This window comes from Blastococcus sp. SYSU DS0533 (assembly GCF_054050775.1).
Map to the genome: position 1 here is coordinate 1 of NZ_JBJGZZ010000012.1, position 16,313 is coordinate 16,313.

19 protein-coding genes are annotated in these 16,313 nt (G+C 73.6%); 4 read left to right on the forward strand and 15 right to left on the reverse strand.

Annotation, left to right across the window (positions count from 1 at the left end):
- Positions 1 to 121 precede the first annotated feature (121 nt).
- Positions 122 to 604: a DUF4262 domain-containing protein gene (locus tag ACI79W_RS14450; protein WP_456562782.1), complete on the reverse strand. Its 483-nt coding sequence runs from the start codon at positions 602 to 604 to the stop codon at positions 122 to 124.
- Positions 605 to 730: 126 nt separating this feature from the next.
- On the opposite strand from ACI79W_RS14450, the gene ACI79W_RS14455 reads away from it, so the two are divergent.
- A complete protein-coding gene (locus ACI79W_RS14455) occupies positions 731 to 1,375 on the forward strand; it encodes a dihydrofolate reductase family protein (RefSeq protein WP_456562783.1) in 645 nt (214 codons plus the stop codon).
- Positions 1,376 to 1,396: 21 nt separating this feature from the next.
- Here the strand turns inward: ACI79W_RS14455 and ACI79W_RS14460 are convergent, their stop codons facing one another.
- From ACI79W_RS14460 to ACI79W_RS14495, 8 genes are all read right to left on the reverse strand, one after another.
- Positions 1,397 to 1,987 carry a QsdR family transcriptional regulator gene (locus ACI79W_RS14460; protein ID WP_456562784.1) on the reverse strand — a complete coding sequence of 197 codons (591 nt, stop codon included), beginning with the start codon at positions 1,985 to 1,987 and terminating at the stop codon, positions 1,397 to 1,399.
- A gap of 175 nt (positions 1,988 to 2,162) precedes the next feature.
- Positions 2,163 to 3,599 carry an alpha/beta hydrolase domain-containing protein gene (locus ACI79W_RS14465; protein ID WP_456562785.1) on the reverse strand — a complete coding sequence of 479 codons (1,437 nt, stop codon included), beginning with the start codon at positions 3,597 to 3,599 and terminating at the stop codon, positions 2,163 to 2,165.
- A gap of 190 nt (positions 3,600 to 3,789) precedes the next feature.
- Positions 3,790 to 4,725, reverse strand: coding sequence for a DNA polymerase domain-containing protein (locus tag ACI79W_RS14470; protein ID WP_456562786.1), 936 nt, complete (start codon positions 4,723 to 4,725; stop codon positions 3,790 to 3,792).
- Positions 4,726 to 4,821: 96 nt separating this feature from the next.
- The gene (locus tag ACI79W_RS14475; protein ID WP_456562787.1) at positions 4,822 to 5,565 is read right to left on the reverse strand and encodes an MBL fold metallo-hydrolase; all 744 of its coding nucleotides are present in this window, start codon (positions 5,563 to 5,565) and stop codon (positions 4,822 to 4,824) included.
- The gene (gene murI / locus ACI79W_RS14480; protein WP_456562788.1) at positions 5,562 to 6,386 is read right to left on the reverse strand and encodes a glutamate racemase; all 825 of its coding nucleotides are present in this window, start codon (positions 6,384 to 6,386) and stop codon (positions 5,562 to 5,564) included. The genes ACI79W_RS14475 and murI overlap by 4 nt, the downstream gene beginning before the upstream one ends.
- A gap of 99 nt (positions 6,387 to 6,485) precedes the next feature.
- Positions 6,486 to 7,436, reverse strand: coding sequence for a PLP-dependent cysteine synthase family protein (locus ACI79W_RS14485; protein ID WP_456562789.1), 951 nt, complete (start codon positions 7,434 to 7,436; stop codon positions 6,486 to 6,488).
- A 49-nt stretch (positions 7,437 to 7,485) separates the two neighbouring features.
- Complete coding sequence (locus ACI79W_RS14490; RefSeq protein ID WP_456562790.1) at positions 7,486 to 7,764, reverse strand: MoaD/ThiS family protein; 279 nt, start codon at positions 7,762 to 7,764, stop codon at positions 7,486 to 7,488.
- 160 nt (positions 7,765 to 7,924) lie between these two features.
- Entirely contained in the window at positions 7,925 to 8,410 is a 486-nt protein-coding gene (locus tag ACI79W_RS14495; RefSeq protein WP_236825608.1) for a Mov34/MPN/PAD-1 family protein, read from the reverse strand.
- Between the two features lie 127 nt (positions 8,411 to 8,537).
- Between ACI79W_RS14495 and ACI79W_RS14500 the strand changes: the two genes are divergently transcribed.
- Positions 8,538 to 8,891, forward strand: coding sequence for a hypothetical protein (locus tag ACI79W_RS14500; protein WP_456562791.1), 354 nt, complete (start codon positions 8,538 to 8,540; stop codon positions 8,889 to 8,891).
- Here the strand turns inward: ACI79W_RS14500 and ACI79W_RS14505 are convergent.
- Both ACI79W_RS14505 and clpS read right to left on the reverse strand, forming a co-directional pair.
- A complete protein-coding gene (locus tag ACI79W_RS14505; RefSeq protein WP_456562792.1) occupies positions 8,830 to 9,330 on the reverse strand; it encodes a DUF2017 family protein in 501 nt (166 codons plus the stop codon). The genes ACI79W_RS14500 and ACI79W_RS14505 overlap by 62 nt on opposite strands.
- Entirely contained in the window at positions 9,327 to 9,623 is a 297-nt protein-coding gene (clpS, locus tag ACI79W_RS14510) for an ATP-dependent Clp protease adapter ClpS (RefSeq protein WP_236829085.1), read from the reverse strand. Before clpS ends, ACI79W_RS14505 begins: the two co-directional genes overlap by 4 nt.
- Before the next feature lie 60 nt (positions 9,624 to 9,683).
- On the opposite strand from clpS, the gene ACI79W_RS14515 reads away from it, so the two are divergent.
- Together ACI79W_RS14515 and ACI79W_RS14520 are read left to right on the forward strand one after the other, a co-directional pair.
- Positions 9,684 to 10,967 (forward strand): nicotinate phosphoribosyltransferase, encoded by a 1,284-nt coding sequence (locus ACI79W_RS14515; protein WP_456562793.1) that lies wholly within the window; start codon positions 9,684 to 9,686, stop codon positions 10,965 to 10,967.
- Between the two features lie 19 nt (positions 10,968 to 10,986).
- Entirely contained in the window at positions 10,987 to 11,553 is a 567-nt protein-coding gene (locus tag ACI79W_RS14520) for an isochorismatase family protein (protein WP_456562794.1), read from the forward strand.
- 117 nt (positions 11,554 to 11,670) lie between these two features.
- Here the strand turns inward: ACI79W_RS14520 and serB are convergent, their stop codons facing one another.
- The 4 genes from serB to ACI79W_RS14540 all read right to left on the reverse strand — a co-directional run bounded on the left by serB (position 11,671) and on the right by ACI79W_RS14540 (position 16,241).
- The gene (gene serB / locus ACI79W_RS14525) at positions 11,671 to 12,933 is read right to left on the reverse strand and encodes a phosphoserine phosphatase SerB (RefSeq protein WP_456562795.1); all 1,263 of its coding nucleotides are present in this window, start codon (positions 12,931 to 12,933) and stop codon (positions 11,671 to 11,673) included.
- 125 nt (positions 12,934 to 13,058) lie between these two features.
- On the reverse strand, positions 13,059 to 14,816 hold the full coding sequence (gene ctaD / locus ACI79W_RS14530; RefSeq protein WP_456562796.1) for an aa3-type cytochrome oxidase subunit I: 1,758 nt from the start codon (positions 14,814 to 14,816) through the stop codon (positions 13,059 to 13,061).
- Between the two features lie 64 nt (positions 14,817 to 14,880).
- The gene (locus tag ACI79W_RS14535) at positions 14,881 to 15,720 is read right to left on the reverse strand and encodes a putative RNA methyltransferase (protein WP_456562889.1); all 840 of its coding nucleotides are present in this window, start codon (positions 15,718 to 15,720) and stop codon (positions 14,881 to 14,883) included.
- Positions 15,721 to 15,731: 11 nt separating this feature from the next.
- Positions 15,732 to 16,241: a metallophosphoesterase family protein gene (locus ACI79W_RS14540; protein WP_456562797.1), complete on the reverse strand. Its 510-nt coding sequence runs from the start codon at positions 16,239 to 16,241 to the stop codon at positions 15,732 to 15,734.
- Between the last annotated feature and the right edge of the window lie 72 nt (positions 16,242 to 16,313).

Sequence of the window (16,313 nt, forward strand, 5' to 3'; positions counted from 1 at the left end):
GCATTACCGTGGGACACGAGAACCTCCGGGCGGATGTGGGCCTTAGACAAGCCACACCCCACTCGGAGGTTCTCCTGCGTTCAAGTCCGGCCGCCGTCACCAACGTCCTGGCCGGGTACACCTAGGCGCGCCACGTGCCCGGCCGCGGCTGGCACTCCGGCGGGCAGGGGTAGCCCGGGTCCCACGGGAAGCCGCCGTCGCGGTGCGCCCAGGTGAGCTGGTAGGCGGGCACGGAGTACTCGTCGGGGCGCTGGTAGAAGCGGTTGGCGCTGAACAGGACGTCTCCCGGGTTGGGGAGCTCCTCCACCACCAGCGGCTCGGCCTCGCCGTGGGTGATCACCTCGCCGGGCACGAGGTCCCGGCCGGCGAGCACCAGACCGGCCACGTGGGTGAGCAGGCCGCACGCAGACTCGCGCCCGACGCCGACCACGACGAGTTCCGGGTGCCCGACCCCGAACAACCCGACGGTGTAGCCGAACGGGGGCTCGTCGGCCTCCTCGCCGCGCATCACGAACTGCACGGCGACCCGGTGGGCACGGATGGTCTGCGTCAACCGGCTGTCCTCCTGGTCGAGCCAGGCGAGCGTGTGCGGATCGGTCGTCATGCCGGACAGCGTGCGACCCGCCACCGACAGCCGGTGCACCCGCGGGACGGTCTGTGGACCGGCAGGTCACCTGGGGACGGCGCCGCGGGACCGATGAGTTCCCCCGGCCCGGGCGGTCGGAGGGTCGTGCAGCAGCTGCTGAGAGTCCAGAACTTCACCGTCTCGCGCGACGGCTTCGGCGCCGGCGAGGGCCAGAGCCTGGAGCGGCCGTTCGGCCACGCCGACCCCATGGAGCTGATGGCCTGGGCCGTCGCGACGGCGAGCTTCCCCGACCGCACCGGCCCCGGCGGCAGCCGCGGCCTCGACGACTACTTCACCCGCGACTTCGCGCACGGCATCGGCGCCGAGATCATGGGCCGCGGCAAGTTCGGCCCCCAGCGCGGCCCGTGGCAGGACCACGAGTGGCGGGGCTGGTGGGGCACCGAGCCGCCGTTCCACACCCCCGTGTTCGTCATGACCCACCACCCGCGGCCGTCGTTCACGCTCTCGGACACCACGTTCCACTTCGTCGGCGGCGACCCGGCCGACGTGCTGGGCGAGGCCCGCGCGGCGGCCGGCGGTCAGGACGTCCGGCTCGGCGGCGGCGCCACCACCGTCCGGGAGTTCTCGGACGCCGACCTCGTGGACACCCTGCACGTCGCGGTGGCACCCGTGGAGCTCGGTCGCGGGGTACGGCTGTGGAGCTCACCCGACGAGCTGCTCGACCGGTTCCACCGCGACGTGGTGCCCAGCCCGAGCGGGGTGGTCCACCACCTCTACTGGCGCCGGTGACCTGACGACGGAGGCGAGCCGTCAGGTCCCGTCGATGCCGAGGACGCTCGCGATCAGGGCGTCGATGATCGTCGTCGCCGCCTTCAGGTCCGGCGTCCGGGCGGCCAGGACGTCGGAGTACAGGAAGGACTCCCCCAGCCGCACCACCGCCAGCGCGAGCAGCGGCACGGGGATCTGCGGCACGAGACCGTGCTCGTCGACGTCACGCTGGAAGAGCTCGGTGTAGGCCTCGACCACCCGGGGCTGGACACGGCCTTGCGGATCGGTGAGCACCCGGATGGCGGTCGCCGGCTCCTCGTCGAGCAGGCGGCGGACCGGGAGGGCGGTGCTGAGGGCGTACCGGAAGTCCTCGCTCACGGCCAGCGAGCGCAGCCGGGTCGATGGCTCGTCGCCGGCCGACCGGGCGTCGTGCTCGCGCTCGATGGCGGCCAGCGTGCGCCGGCCGAGGAAGGCCAGGGCGTCGCCGAGGATCGCGTCGCGGTTGCCGGCCCGCCGGAACAGCGTCGCGCGGGAGATGCCGAGCTCCGCGGCCAGGGTGCCGGTGTCCAGCCGGCGGCCGCTCATCAGGGTCCGCGCCGCGTGGCGGACGATCTCCTCGGGGGCGCCGATCACGGGTGGCAGCGTAGGCCAGGAGGGGCGGACCCCGACGTCGTCCGGACCGGCCCCGTACCAGCGCCTGTCGGCGGATCACACGGGGCTGGTGGCCCGGGCCCGGCCCGGAGCCGGGGACGGGGTCGGCGGAACGGCCGGCCCCTGGTCGGGGCCGGCCGTCCGGCTCGGCGGCCGCTCAGCGGCCGGCACGCTCCAGCTGGCGGGCGAAGGCCAGCGCCTCGCGGAGGTTGCCCTTCGCGTCGTCCTTCTCGATGTAGCCGGCACGCAGGTTGGCGTGGTCGACCTCCAGCACCGCGTTCACGTACTCGCCCTTGCGCGGGTACAGCTCGGCCAGCTGCTCCGCCGGGAACGGCTGGTACGTGCCGAAGAGCCGGCAGAAGCTGGCCCCGCTGTTGCTCCCCGAGTTGAGCGCCGTCGGCACCGCCACCTGGGACAGCTGGATGCCACCCTGGGCTAGCCCCAGCTCATCGCGCACCTTGTTGCCCTCGGCGTCGAACTCCAGGTACGGCGCCGACGGCGGCGCGATGCCGCGCTCGGCCCAGCGGGCCAGGTGCGCATAGGCGGCCGCCGTCACGTGGTGCACGGGCACCCGGCTGAACGGGGGCAGGTCGCAGGTGTACTGCGGTGCACCCCCGAGGTCGCGCTCCGACAGCGGGGCGCGGTACTCCTGGCCCTGCCAGCCCGAGTGCGCCCCTCCGGCCACCTCCCAGCGCCGGAAGACCTCGTCGTCCGGACGACGAGCGGCAGCCGCCGCGGCCGTCACGTCGGTCTCCGACTGCACCTGGAAGACCGGCTCGTCACCGACCCGGCCAGGTGCCGTCCCGACGACGATGGCGTAGCCGTCGAAGACCGGCTCGACCATCGGCAGCACGTGGTCGTAGTAGGTGCTCTGGTAACGGGTCGACTGGGAGGCGCCGATCGACAGCAGCGTCTCGATCTCCAGGCCACCCATCGGGTCCACGCCGATGGGTGCGACCAGGGTTTTGGCGGCCTGGGCGTAGATGTCCATCGCCAGCTGGTCGAGCGCGTACTCCCCGCCCGCCGTGACGTCCAGCGAGCCGTATCGGGTCGGGCTCCACCCGCGGAGCTGGTCGACCCCCACCTGCTGTGCGGACACACCGATCCAGGCGTCACCGCCGCGGGTCACGTCCTCGAAGTTCCACAGCGCGTCCAGGTCGTAGCCGGCCGTCACGTTCTGCCACTCGACCAGCGCCGTGCCGCTGAAGTGCCGCGGGTTCGCCGGCCGGCGGACGACGATCCGCGTGGTGTAGGGGACGTCCTCCTCCAGCAGCGTGCCGGGGGCGATGTCCGGCGTGCGGGGGCTGGCGTAGGCATCGGCGAGGCCGGAGACGAGGAACTCCTCCTCGACGTAGCCTCGCCCGGCCAGGTCCTGGTGGGTCGCGAAGAAGGGGTAGGTCTCGGCGAGGTCGGCGGAGAGCGGGTCGCCGCCCAGGTCGCTGGGCAGCGGCCCGGTGACCTCGGCGTCGCGGATGGGGGTGCGGACGTCGTCCGCGGCTGCGGCGGGGAGCGCCGGGGCCAGCAGGGCCAGGGCGAGACCGAGGACGACGGTGGTGCCGCCGGCTCCGCCCTTCGTGCGCGTGGTGACGGGCATGGGACTCCTTCTGCCACTCCTCGAGGGCACCCTGCGGGCACCCCCGAGGGGCAGCTGTCAGACGGGGAGCGAACGAGTTCCAGGCCCGGAACGCATGACCCGGATCACATCCGGGTCACGAGCAAGCTAGCCCGCTCGGCCACCCCGGGACAACGGTTGCTGCAACAAATCTTCGGCGTGTTGCGCGCCCTCAGCCGCCCTCGGCCGCCCGTCGCAGACGGGCACGCCGCTTGCCCTCGTGCATGGCCTGCACCCGGGCCACCGGGATGGTGTGCCCCTCGGCGACGAGGTCGGCCGGGAGCGCCTGCGGTTCCGGCAGCAGCGCCACCCAGTCGGGCAGCGACGACGACGTGGCGACGGTCGCGTCGCCCGGCCGCACCCCGTCCAGATCGGGCCAGGCCACGGGCGCCGACACCGGCAGCCCCGGTCGGACGCGCGGGCTGTAGGCGGCGACGACCGTGCCGGTGCCCGACCGGGTGGAGTCCACGAACACCCGCCCCGCCCGCTCCTCCTTGAGGAACGCCGTCGTCGCGACGGCGGGGTCCAGCTGCTCCGTCCGCCGGGCGAGCGCCCGCGTCGCCGCCGCGACGTCCTCGACCGGCGAGCCGTGCACCGGGACGACGACGTGCAACCCGGAGGAGCCGCTGGTCTTCACCGCACCGGCGAGGCCGGCATCCGCCAGCGCCCGGCGGGCGAGCCGGGCGACGGCCACGACGGCGGAGAAGTCGGCTCCCTCGGGCGGGTCGAGGTCGAGCACCAGCCCGGTGGGCTGCCGCGAACCGGCCGGGAGGAAGGGCACGTGGAACTCGACCGCGCGCTGGTTGGCCAGCCACAGCAGGGTGCGCCGGTCGTCGCAGAGCACCTGGTGCACCTCGCGGTGCGCCGACTCGGCCCACACGGGCACGGTGCGCACCCAGGCGGGGGCGCCCTTGCTCACGTTGCGCTGCATGAAGGGGGCCTGCCCCGGTCGCACCCGCACGACCGAGAGCGGCCGCCCGGCCAGCAGCGGCACCATCCGGTCGGCGACCGCGTCGAGGTGGTCGACGAGGGCCCGCTTGGTCACCCCGAGGCCGTCACCCAGCGGCGAGTCGAGGCTGCTCAGCGGCACGCCGTCCCGCTCTTCCATGGGAGTCACCGTTGCGCGATCACGGCCATCCGGCAACAGGCTCTCCTGCAGGGCCCCGCCGCGGGCTGCGAGCGGTGGCGGCGGGAGGATCCTCCCTCAGACCTCGTACACGGCCCCGGGGCTGACGAGCTCTGTCTCGCTGAACACCGAGCTGGCGGCGAACAGCTGGCCGATGTGGTCGACCCAGGCGGGGATGTGGGTCAGCAGCAGCCGCCCGACACCCGCTTCCACGGCGTGCTGCGCGGCCTGCCGCCCGGTGAGGTGCAGACCTCGCGGCTGCTGGGGGGCGTTGTCCGGGTGCGCGGCCTCGGCGAGCAGCACGTCGGCGCCGCGGGCGAGTTCGACCACCCGGTCGCACGGGCCGGTGTCGCCGGTGTAGACCAGCGACCGGCCGCCCGCCGTGAGCCGGACGGCGTAGGTCTCGACCGGGTGCGCCGTGCGGGCGAGCTCGACGTCGAAGGGGCCGAGCCGGAAGCCGCCGGGGCCCACGGGGACGAAGTCGAAGACATCGGTCAGGCCGTCGCCGTCCACGTCGTAGGCCAGCGCCAGCCGCCGCTCCGCCCCGACGGGCGCGTACAGCGGCACGAGCGGCCCGCGGGCGCGACCGGAGTAGCGGTGCCAGACGACGAACGGAGCGACGTCGAGGCAGTGGTCGGCGTGCAGGTGCGAGAGGAACACCGCGTCGACGGAGCCGGGGTCGACGACCCGCTGCAGCGCGCCGAAGGACCCGTTGCCCAGGTCGAGGACGAGCCGGAAACCGTCGTGCTCCACGAGGTAGCACGACGCGGGCGAGTCGGGGCCGGGACCGCTGCCGCAGCACCCCACGACGGTCAGCTTCACGCGGCTCCCGCCCGTCCCGCGGCGAGCACCGCCCCGACCTCAGGCCCGAGAAAGCGGCGGCCCAGCCGGGCGAACGGCTCGGGGTCGCCGGTGGCGAGGAAGGCGTGCTCCGGCGGCGACGCGTCGGGGTCGCGCAGGAGGTCGGTGCGGGTGAGCACCCGGTAGACGTCCTTGGCGGTCTCCTCGGCGCTGGAGACGAGCGTGACGCCGTCACCGAGCACCACCGACAGCACCCCGGTCAGCAGCGGGTAGTGCGTGCAGCCCAGGACGACGGTGTCGACGCCGGCGACCATGAGCGGGTCGAGGTAGGACTGCGCCAGGCCCAGCAGCTGCCGGCCGCTGGTGATCCCGCGCTCGACGAAGTCGACGAAGCTGGGGCAGGCGGCGGAGGTCACCGACACCTGCGGGGCCGCGGCGAACGCGTCGTCGTAGGCGCCGCTGGTGATGGTGGCCTGGGTGCCGATGACGCCGATCCGGCCGTTGCGGGTGGCGGCGATCGCCCGGCGGACCGCGGGCAGGACCACCTCGACCACCGGGACGTCGTAGCGTTCCCGCGCGTCGCGCAGCGAGGCGGCGCTCGCGGAGTTGCACGCGACGACGAGCATCTTGACGCCACTGGCGACCAGCTCGTCCATGACCGCCAGGGAGTGCCGGCGCACCTCGGCGATCGGCAGCGGACCGTAGGGGCCGTTCGCGGTGTCACCGATGTAGCGGACGGCCTCGCCCGGCAGCTGGTCCAGCACGGCGCGGGCGACGGTGAGCCCACCGACGCCCGAGTCGAAGATGCCGATCGGTGCGTCGGCTCCTGGCTGCGTCCCCATGTCGCCGGTCAGGCTAGCCCGCGCCGGTGACGTGCTGGGACGGCCGCCCTCCAGGGGCCTACGGCGAGCGTGCGAGCCGCGGGGGGAAGGGTGGTCCTTCTAGGCCCAGAGCTGGCCCTCCAGCGCGGCGGTCGCCTCCTCGAGGGTGCCCGCGTACGCCCCGGTGGAGAGGTATTTCCAGCCGCCGTCGCAGACGACGAAGACGATGTCGGCCCGGCGCCCGGCCGCGACCTCCTTGTCGGCGATGCCCAGGGCCGCGTGCAGGATGGCGCCGGTGGAGATGCCGGCGAAGATGCCCTCCCGCTCCACCAGCTGGCGGGTGCGGTGGACGGCGTCATCGGGGCCCACGGAGAAACGGGAGTCGAGCAGTTCGGCGTCGTAGAGCTCGGGGATGAACCCCTCGTCGATGTTGCGCAGGCCGTAGACCAGCTCGCCGTAGCGGGGCTCCGCGGCGATCACCTGCACACCCGGCTTGTGCTCGCGGAAGTACCGGGAGCAACCCATGAGCGTGCCCGTCGTCCCTAGCCCGGCGACGAAGTGGGTGATCGACGGCAGGTCGGCGAGGATCTCCGGAGCCGTGCCCTCGTAGTGCGCCAGCGCGTTGGCCGGGTTGCCGTACTGGTAGAGCATCACCCAGTCGTCGTGCTGCCCGGCCAGCTCCTTGGCCACGGCGACGGCCTGGTTGGAACCACCGGCGGCCGGCGAGGAGATGATCCGCGCCCCGTACATCTCCAGCAGCTGCCGGCGCTCCACCGAGGTGTTCTCCGGCATGACGCAGACCAGCTTGTACCCGCGCTGCCGGGCCACCATGGCCAGCGAGATGCCGGTGTTGCCGCTGGTCGGCTCGAGGATGGTCGAGCCCGGCCGCAGCAGCCCCTCCTTCTCGGCCGCCTCGATCATCTTGATCGCGGCGCGGTCCTTGATGGAGCCCGTGGGGTTGTGGTCCTCGAGCTTGGCCCACAGCCGCACGTCGGGGGTCGGCGAGAGGTTCGGCAGCCCCACGAGCGGGGTGCCGCCGAGGGAGTCGACGAGGGAGGCGAAACGGGCCATCGGGTGAGCTCTTCCGGGACGGGGGCGAGGGGTGGGAGCGGCGTGCCGCTCAGCAGCCGCCCGCGACCGCCGGGAGGATGGTGACCGAGTCGCCGTCCTTGACCTCGGTGTCCAGGGCACCGGTGAAGCGCACGTCCTCGTCGTTGACGTAGACGTTGACGAAGCGGTGCAGCTTGCCCTCGTCGGTGACCAGGCGGTCCTTCAGGCCCGAGTGCTTGCTGTCGAGGTCGTCGATGAGCGCGGCCAGGGTGTTCCCGCTGCCCTCGACGGTCTTGCTGCCGCCGGTGTGGGTGCGCAGGATGGTCGGGATCCGGACCTCGATGGCCATGACGTGGTTCTCCTCGGGACGTGGGATGTCGGGGGCGCTGCGGAGGGCAGCGGTGGTGCGTCTGATTGCGGGAACAGCCGCTCCCTGCCGGGCATTCCGGCCCCGTTCAGGGGCCGCGCCGAGCCTGCGAGGTGTGGGGGAACGGGGTCCTTCTACTTCTTCAGTCGTAGACGACGGTCGTCGGCGAGTGCCCGAACAGGTAGGACTCGACGATCTCGACCTCCTCCTCCGACACCTCCCCGTCGACGATGCGGTAGCTGCGGAACTCGACGTCGTCGCCGGCCAGGCCCGTCTCCGGACCGTGGTGCCGGGTGGACACCAGCACGTAGTGCGTGCGGGGGTCGGCGGCCGGACCCGACGCGTAGCCGATGTCGGTGCGCGAGGGGTAGGCCTCGGTGGCGGTGTGCGAGTGGTAGACGACGACCGGCCACTCGTCGCGGTCGTCCATCTCGCGGTACAGCGCGAGCAGGTCGGCGCTGTCGAACTCGTAGAACGTCGGCGACCGCGCCGCGTTGAGCATGGGCACGAAGCGCTCGGGGCGCTCGGTCCCCTCCGGTCCGGCGACGACGCCGCAGGCCTCGTCCGGGTGGTCCTTCCGGGCGTGGGCCACGATGGCGTCGTAGGTCGCGCGGTCGATGCGCAGCACGTGGACCAGTCTAGGCGTGCCCGCCCGGCCGCTCCCCGGTCGCCCCCGGAACGGCACCGCCCGGTGGCCGGCGGGTGGCCGGCGGGTGGCCGCCGGGAGACGCGCCGGGACCGATACGGTCGGCGTCGTGTGGGTCCCGCTGCTCCTGACCGCCGGCGTCGTGCTGCTGGCCCTGCCGGCGCTCGTCATGGGGGCACGGGGGCTGTTCCGGCACCGCGGCTACAGCTCGCTGCACCCCGGCGACCGCGGCCCCGTGGTGGTCATCGTGGTCGTGCGCGCGGTGCTCCTGCTGCTGCTGCTGGCCACCTCGGCCCTGGTGCTGGTCTCCACCGTCGGCGCGATGCTGGCCGAGGTCGCCCTGCACGGCATGGTCTACGTGCTGTTCGTCCTGGACCTGCTGCTCGCCGCCCTGGTGCTGCTCACCTTCGGCCGGCGCGACCCGCGACGAGCGCGTCCACGAGCGACCCCTGCAGCGCGGTGAGCCAGTAGTAGACCGCGAGCTGGTGGTCGCCCTCGTCCACGACCTCCTCCGGCGGCTCGGTGTCCTCGCCGATGTCCAGGCGCGTGCCGAGCGCCAGCCGGAGGTCGTTGCTCGTGCGCAGCCAGGCGCCGGCCTGGTCCTCGTCCAGCCGCACCTCTCCCCCGTCGGCCGGCAGCGTGGCGCGCACGGTGGCCAGGTCGTCGGCCTTGCCGCCCCGCAGCGCCTGCTCTGTGAGCCCGCGGTAGTCCTCGGCCAGCGCCGGGTCGCTGCGGTGCCCGGCGGGGAACAGCCGCTCGATCACCGGGTCCCCGCTGCTGTCGGCGCGGTCGGCGGCCAGCAGCTGCTCCAGCTGGTCGAGCAGCAGCCCGACGATGCCGGCCTCCGCCCGGTCCAGCCGCGCGACCAGCTGCCCGCCGCGGGCGGCGCGGAACGGCTTCACGAGTCCCTCTGGTAGCTGGCCCACAACCCGTAGGCGTGCAGCCGGCTGGTGTCGTGCTCCATCCGCTCGCGCGGGCCGGAGCTGACGATCGCCTTCCCCTCGTGGTGGACCTGCAGCATCAGCGTGGTCGCCGTCGGCTCGTCGTAGCCGAAGAGCTCCTGCAGCACGAAGGTCACGTACGTCATCAGGTTGACCGGGTCGTTCCAGACGATGGTCACCCACGGCCGGTCGAGGTCACCGTGCTCCTCGACGGTCGTCTCGGGGGCCCGGGTCGGGGCGAGCGGTCCGGCCACGGTCCCCAGCTTAGGACGTCGTCCGGCCCGGTGATCGGCGTCGGCCTACGCTCCGGAGCCATGCCGACGGCTCCCGCGCTGCTCACCGACCGCTACGAGCTCACGATGCTCGCCGCCGCCCTCGCCGACGGCACGGCCGAGCGGGACTGCGTGTTCGAGGTGTTCGCCCGCCGCCTGCCCCACGGCCGCCGCTACGGGGTGCTGGCCGGTACGGGCCGGCTGCTCGAGGCGCTGCCGCACTTCCGCTTCGGCGACGAGGAGCTCGCGACCCTGCGGGACCAGGGCCTCACCGACCGGCGGCTGCTGGACTGGCTGGCCGCCTTCCGCTTCAGCGGCGACGTCGACGGCTACGCCGAGGGCGAACTGTTCTTCCCCGGCTCGCCGGTGCTCACGGTGCGCGCGCCCTTCGCCGAGGGGGTGCTGCTGGAGACGCTCGCCCTCTCCGTCCTCAACCACGACTCGGCGATCGCCTCGGCGGCGGCGCGCATGGTGGCCGCCGCCTGCGAGCGCCCGTGCATCGAGATGGGGTCACGGCGCACCCACGAGCTGGCCGCGGTGGCCGCCGCCCGCGCCGCGCACCTCGTCGGGTTCGCGGCGAGCTCCAACCTGGAGGCCGGCCGGCGCTACGGCGTCCCCACCACCGGCACGAGCGCGCACGCGTTCACGCTGCTGCACGACGACGAGCGCGCGGCCTTCCGCGCGCAGGTCGAGACCCTCGGGACGGGCACCACGCTGCTCGTCGACACCTACGACGTCGAGGAGGGCATCCGGACGGCGATCGAGGTCGCCGGGACGGGGCTGGGCGCCATCCGGCTGGACTCCGGCGACTTGCCGACCCTGGCCACCCGCGCCCGGCAGCTGCTCGACGAGCTGGGCGCCACCGGTACCCGCGTCATCGTCACCAGCGACCTGGACGAGTACGCCATCGCAGGCCTCATGGCCGCCCCCGTCGACGGCTACGGGGTGGGGACCTCGCTGGTCACCGGCTCGGGGGCGCCGACGGCGGGGATGGTCTACAAGCTGGTCGAGCGCGACGGCGTCCCCGTGGCCAAGCGCTCGGAGGGCAAGAACTCGGTGGGCGGGCGCAAGCACGCCGTCCGCCGGCACGGGGACGACGGCACGGCCACCGCCGAGGTGGTGAGCAGCGCGCCGATCGAGCCGCGCGCGGGCGACCGCGACCTGGTGGTCCCGCTGGTCCGGCGCGGGGTGCTGTGCGAGGAGAGCACCCCACCCGGGACCCTGCGGCGCGCCCGCGAGCACCACGCGCGGGTGCGGGAGGCACTGCCCGCGGAGGCGTGGGCGCTGTCCCGCGGGGAACCCGTCCTGGAGACCCTGACCGCCTGAACCGGGGAGGATCCGTCCCATGACCCGCGCGTTGATCGTCGTCGATGTGCAGAACGACTTCTGCGAGGGCGGCAGCCTCGCCGTCCCCGGTGGTGCCGCGGTGGCGGCCGCGATCACCGAGCACGTCCGGACGGCGGGGTACGACCACGTCGTCGCGACCCGGGACCACCACGTCGACCCCGGGTCGCACTTCGCCGAGGCACCGGACTTCGTCGAGACCTGGCCGCCGCACTGCGTCGTCGGCACCGGCGGGGTGGAGCTGCACCCGGCGCTGGACCGCGGTCCGCTGGAGGCGGTGTTCGACAAGGGGGAGCGCGCCGCCGCCTACTCCGGGTTCGAGGGGGCGGCCGAGGGCGTCGGGCTGGCCGACTGGCTGCGGGGGCGCGGGGTGGACGTGGTCGACGTCGTCGGCATCGCGACCGACCACTGCGTGCGGGCCACCGCCCTGGATGCTGTGGCGGCGGGGTTCACCACCCGCGTGCTGCTGCCCCTCACCGCGGGTGTCTCCGAGGGCACGGTGGCCGCCGCCCTGGACCAGCTGCGCACGGCGGGCGTGCAGCTCGAGGGCACCGTCCACCAGGCTTGAGCGGCGGGCGCGGCGGCGTCCTCCGCACCGCACGGCGTCCCCCCACCGCAGACGCCGAGGGGGACGCACCATGATCAGGTTCCCTGATGGTCGCCGCGAAGGTGGGCGTGGCCGGGGTCAGACGGCGTCGAGGACCTCGTCGCGGGTGAAGCCGAGCACCTGCAGCACGGCGTCGAGGTAGGGCTGGTTCAGCGCCGTGTGCGCCTGCTCCCGCACGAACGGCTTGGCGTTGAACGCGATGCCCAGCCCCGCGGTGCTGAGCATGTCGAGGTCGTTGGCGCCGTCGCCGACGGCCACCGTCTGGTCCAGCGGGATGCCGTACTGCTCGGCGAACCGGATGAGCGCGCGCGCCTTGCCGGGCCGGTCGACGATCTCCCCGACCAGCCCGCCGGTGAGGCGGCCGTCACGCACCTCGAGGGTGTTGGCCGCGGAGAAGTCCAGCCCCAGGCTCTCGGCGAGCGGGCCGGTGATCTGGGTGAAGCCGCCGCTGACGATGCCGCACCGGAAGCCGAGGCGCTGCAGGGTGCGGATGAGCGTGCGCGCCCCGGGCGTCAGCACCAGGTGCTCGCGGACCTCGTCGAGCACCGTCTCGGGCAACCCGGCCAGCACGGCGACCCGCGCACGCAGCGACTCGGCGAAATCGAGCTCGCCGTTCATCGCCGCCGCGGTGATGCGGGCGACCTCCGCCGCCCGCCCGGCCCGCGCGGCCAGCTCGTCGATGACCTCTCCGCGCACGAGGGTCGAATCGACGTCCAGGACGATCAGCCGCTTGCTGCGCCGGGCGATCCCCACCTGCTCGACGGCGATGTCAGCACCCGTCGTGGCCGCCACCGAGGCGAGCGCCGTGCGCAGCGCCGTGGCCTCCGCACCGGAGACGGTGAGCTCGAAACTGGTGACCGGGACGTCGGAGAGCCTCCGGATGGCGTCGATGTTGCCCCCGACCCCCGCGACGGCCCGGGCGGCGCCGGCCACCGCCTCGGGGGGCACCGGCCGACCCAGCACGATGACGTGGTGCGGCCGCCCGCCGGTGACCGGTGCGTCCGGGCCGCTGGCCGACTCGACCGCCACCCGGACGCCGACCGTGCTCTCGACCTCGACGGCCACGGAGCGCAAGTGCTGCAGCAGCTCCCCTTCCCCCACCGCCGGCCGGTCGCCGGACCGGAGCGCGCCGACCACCACGCCCAGAACCAGGTGCCCGTGCACCACGACCTGCTCGACGTCGACGACCTCGACCGCCGGGTGCCCGTCCCCACGCGAGGCCAGGGCGGCGAAGAGGTGGGCGGTCAGACCCGGCCGGTCCGCCCCGGTGACGGTGAGCAGGGCCCGCGGCGCGGCGACGTCGGGGGCCGGCAGCAGGTCGGGCGTCGGCTCGTGCGGCACGCGGACATCGTGCCGCACGGCCGTCGTGGGCCCCGCCGGGCCCCCGACCCCGGACGACGGACGCCCCGCCGGCCCGGAGGCCGACGGGGCGTCGGTGGCTGCGGGACCCCGGACGGGGTCCTGCCTCAGGTGGGGTCGGGGTCGTTGGGGCCGGCCCGGTGACCCGAGGTGGCGCCGAGTTCGCTGACGCCGCCGTAGGGCTCGTGCCGCTTGCCGACGTGCGCCTCGGCGTGCAGCCGCTCGATGAGGTGCGGGTAGTGGGCCTCGAACGCCGGGCGCTCCGACCGGATCCGGGGAATCTCGACGAAGTTGTGCCGCGGCGGCGGGGAGGAGGTCGCCCACTCCAGGCTGTTGCCGTGGCCCCACGGGTCGTCCCGCAGCGCGAGCTCGCCGTACTTCCACGACTTGACCACGTTGTAGATGAACGGGATCACCGAGGCGCCGAGGATGAACGACCCGATCGTCGAGACCGTGTTGAGCACGGTGAAGGCGTCGGTCGGCAGGTAGTCCACGTACCGGCGCGGCATGCCCTCGTTGCCCAGCCAGTGCTGCACCAGGAACGTGGCGTGGAAGCCGATGAAGGTGAGCCAGAACTGCAGCTTGCCGAGGCGCTCGTCCATCATCCGGCCGCACATCTTGGGGAACCAGAAGTAGATGCCGGCGTAGGCGGCGAACACCACGGTGCCGAAGACGACGTAGTGGAAGTGGGCGACGACGAAGTAGCTGTCGTTCACGTGCCAGTCCAGCGGCGGGCTGGCCAGCAGCACACCGGTGAGGCCACCGAGGAGGAACGTGATGATGAAGCCGATCGAGAACAGCATCGGCGTCTCGAACGTCATCTGGCCCCGCCACATGGTGCCGATCCAGTTGAAGAACTTGATCCCGGTGGGCACCGCGATGAGGTAGGTCAGGAAGGCGAAGAACGGCAGGAGCACCGCGCCCGTGGCGTACATGTGGTGCGCCCAGACGGCGAGGGAGAGGGCACCGATCGCGATGGTCGCGAAGACCATGCCCTTGTAGCCGAAGAGCGGCTTGCGCGCGAAGACCGGGATCACCTCGGTCACGATGCCGAAGAACGGCAGCGCGATGATGTAGACCTCGGGGTGCCCGAAGAACCAGAACAGGTGCTGCCACAGCATCGGACCGCCGTTGTCGTCCGAGTAGATGAGGGCACCGAGGTTGCGGTCGGCCAGCATGCCCATGATCGCGGCGGTCAGGATCGGGAAGGCGAAGAGCACCAGCACGCTGGTGACCAGCGTGTTCCAGGTGAAGATCGGCATCCGGAACAGCGTCATGCCGGGCGCCCGCAGGCAGACGATCGTGGTGATGAAGTTGACCGCGCCGAGGATCGTGCCCAGGCCGCTGACCGCGAGGCCGGCGAACCACATGTTCGCGCCGGCGCCCGGGGAGTGCACCACGTTGGACAGCGGGGCGTAGGCGTACCAGCCGAAGTCCGCCGCACCGCCCGGCGTCAGGAAGCCACCCACCGCGATCAGGCTGCCGAACAGGAACAGCCAGTAGGAGAAGGCGTTCAGGCGCGGGAAGGCGACGTCCGGCGCACCGATCTGCAGCGGCATGATCAGGTTCGAGAACGCGAAGAACAGCGGCGTCGCGAACATGAGCAGCATGACCGTGCCGTGCATGGTGACGAGCTGGTTGTACTGCTCCGGCGACAGGAACTGGAGCCCCGGCCGCGCCAGCTCGCCACGCATCAGCAGCGCCATGAGGCCACCGCCGATGAAGAACGCGAACGACGTGGTCAGGTACATCAGACCGATGGTCTTGTGGTCGGTGGTCCGCAGCAGGTTGGAGAGCCGCGAGCCCTTCTCGACCACGTGAGCCGGGCTGGGCCGGCTCACGATGGGCGCCGGTGCAATCGTCACGGCTCGCAGCTTAGACCGTGCGGTGCGGCGCCTCAGGTCCGGCAGGCCGGGCGCGCCGAGAGGATCACCGTCGCCGCAGGTAGGTGGCGACCTCGACCGAGATCGTGACCGGCACGGTGGCCGGCAGACGGGCCACCGAGGCCGCCAGCGCGGCCGGCGTCAGGTGCCGCGCGTGCGGCCCCATGCCCACCAGCGTGGTCACCGCCGCGTGGTCGAGCAGGAGGGTCCCGCGGTGCCGCTGCGCGCCGTCGCGTGCCAGGTGCGGCTCCAGCGCCGCGCTGAGCCGTTCCGCCTTGCCGGGGTCGACGCGCAGCAGGCCCAGCGGCTCGACGAGCTCGGCGAGGTGGTCCCGGCCGGGCGTCACCACGACGAGCCGGCCCTGCGGGTGCAGCACACGGGCGATCTCGGGCCCGTTGCGCGGCGCGAAGACGACCAGCACCCGGTCCACGACGGCGTCCCGCACCGGCAGGCGGGCCCAGGTGTCGGCGACCACGGCCACCGCCCGCGGGTGGGCCTTCGCCGCCCGGCGGGCCGCGTAGCGCGAGGCGTCGAGCACCACGCCGGTCGCCTGCGGCAGCTCGTCGAGCAGGCGGGCCAGGTGGTGCCCGGTCCCGCCGCCGAGGTCCAGCAGCGTGGTGGGCTCCCCCGGCAGCACCGCGGATGCCAGGGCCGCCGTCACGCCGTCGTAGTGACCGGCGGAGAGGAAGGCCACCCGGTCGGCGACCATCTCGGCCGAGTCGCCGGTCGGCGGGCGGCGCCCCGGGGGCAGCAGGGTCAGGTGCCCCTGCCGCGCCCGGTCGACGGCGTGCCCCGCGGCGCAGCGCAGCCCCGCGTCCTCCCGCTCGGTGGTGAACGGCGCCGCGCACACCGGGCAGGCGAGCAGCGCGACCGCGCGGGGGTCCAGCGGTGCGGCGCTCACCGGCGCGGGGGCACCGGGTGGAACGTCACGTCGCGCAGCCGGCCGGCGTCGGCGACCGCGGTGACGAACGTCCCGTGCGGCTGCCGGCGGCGGTCCGTCGGCGACCCGGGGTTGACCAGCCGCAGGCCCGAGGGTGCCGTGGTGTCCCACGGGATGTGGCTGTGCCCGAACACCAGGACGTCGGCGTCGGGGAACCGGGCCGCGCACCGCACCTCCCGCCCGGCCGCCTGCCCCGTCTCGTGGACGACGGCGAACCGGACGCCCTCGATCTCGGTGCGGGCGACCTCGGGGAGCCGCTCGCGCAGCGGCCCGTGGTCGTTGTTGCCGTGCACCGCGACGAGTCGGCGCGCCCGCTGCTCGATCGCGTCGAGCAGCGCGACATCGACCCAGTCGCCGGCGTGCACCACCACGTCGGCCGCGTCGATCGCCGCCCACAGCGCATGAGGTAGCTCACGCGCACGCTTGGGGACGTGCGTATCTGCGGTGAACACCAGCGAAACAGGCACGACGACATGGTTGCAGGCCGCTACGTTCTCTCCCGGCCGGCGATCCGGCCCGTTCCGCACGACCCGAGGACC

Coding starts and splice junctions, on each gene's coding strand:
- ACI79W_RS14450 (WP_456562782.1), bottom strand. CDS start 604: ATGACGACCGATCCGCACACGCTCGCCTGGCTCGACCAGGAGGACAGC.
- ACI79W_RS14465 (WP_456562785.1), bottom strand. CDS start 3,599: ATGCCCGTCACCACGCGCACGAAGGGCGGAGCCGGCGGCACCACCGTC.
- ACI79W_RS14470 (WP_456562786.1), bottom strand. CDS start 4,725: ATGGAAGAGCGGGACGGCGTGCCGCTGAGCAGCCTCGACTCGCCGCTG.
- murI (WP_456562788.1), bottom strand. CDS start 6,386: ATGGGGACGCAGCCAGGAGCCGACGCACCGATCGGCATCTTCGACTCG.
- ACI79W_RS14485 (WP_456562789.1), bottom strand. CDS start 7,436: ATGGCCCGTTTCGCCTCCCTCGTCGACTCCCTCGGCGGCACCCCGCTC.
- ACI79W_RS14490 (WP_456562790.1), bottom strand. CDS start 7,764: ATGGCCATCGAGGTCCGGATCCCGACCATCCTGCGCACCCACACCGGC.
- ACI79W_RS14515 (WP_456562793.1), top strand. CDS start 9,684: ATGCCGACGGCTCCCGCGCTGCTCACCGACCGCTACGAGCTCACGATG.
- ACI79W_RS14520 (WP_456562794.1), top strand. CDS start 10,987: ATGACCCGCGCGTTGATCGTCGTCGATGTGCAGAACGACTTCTGCGAG.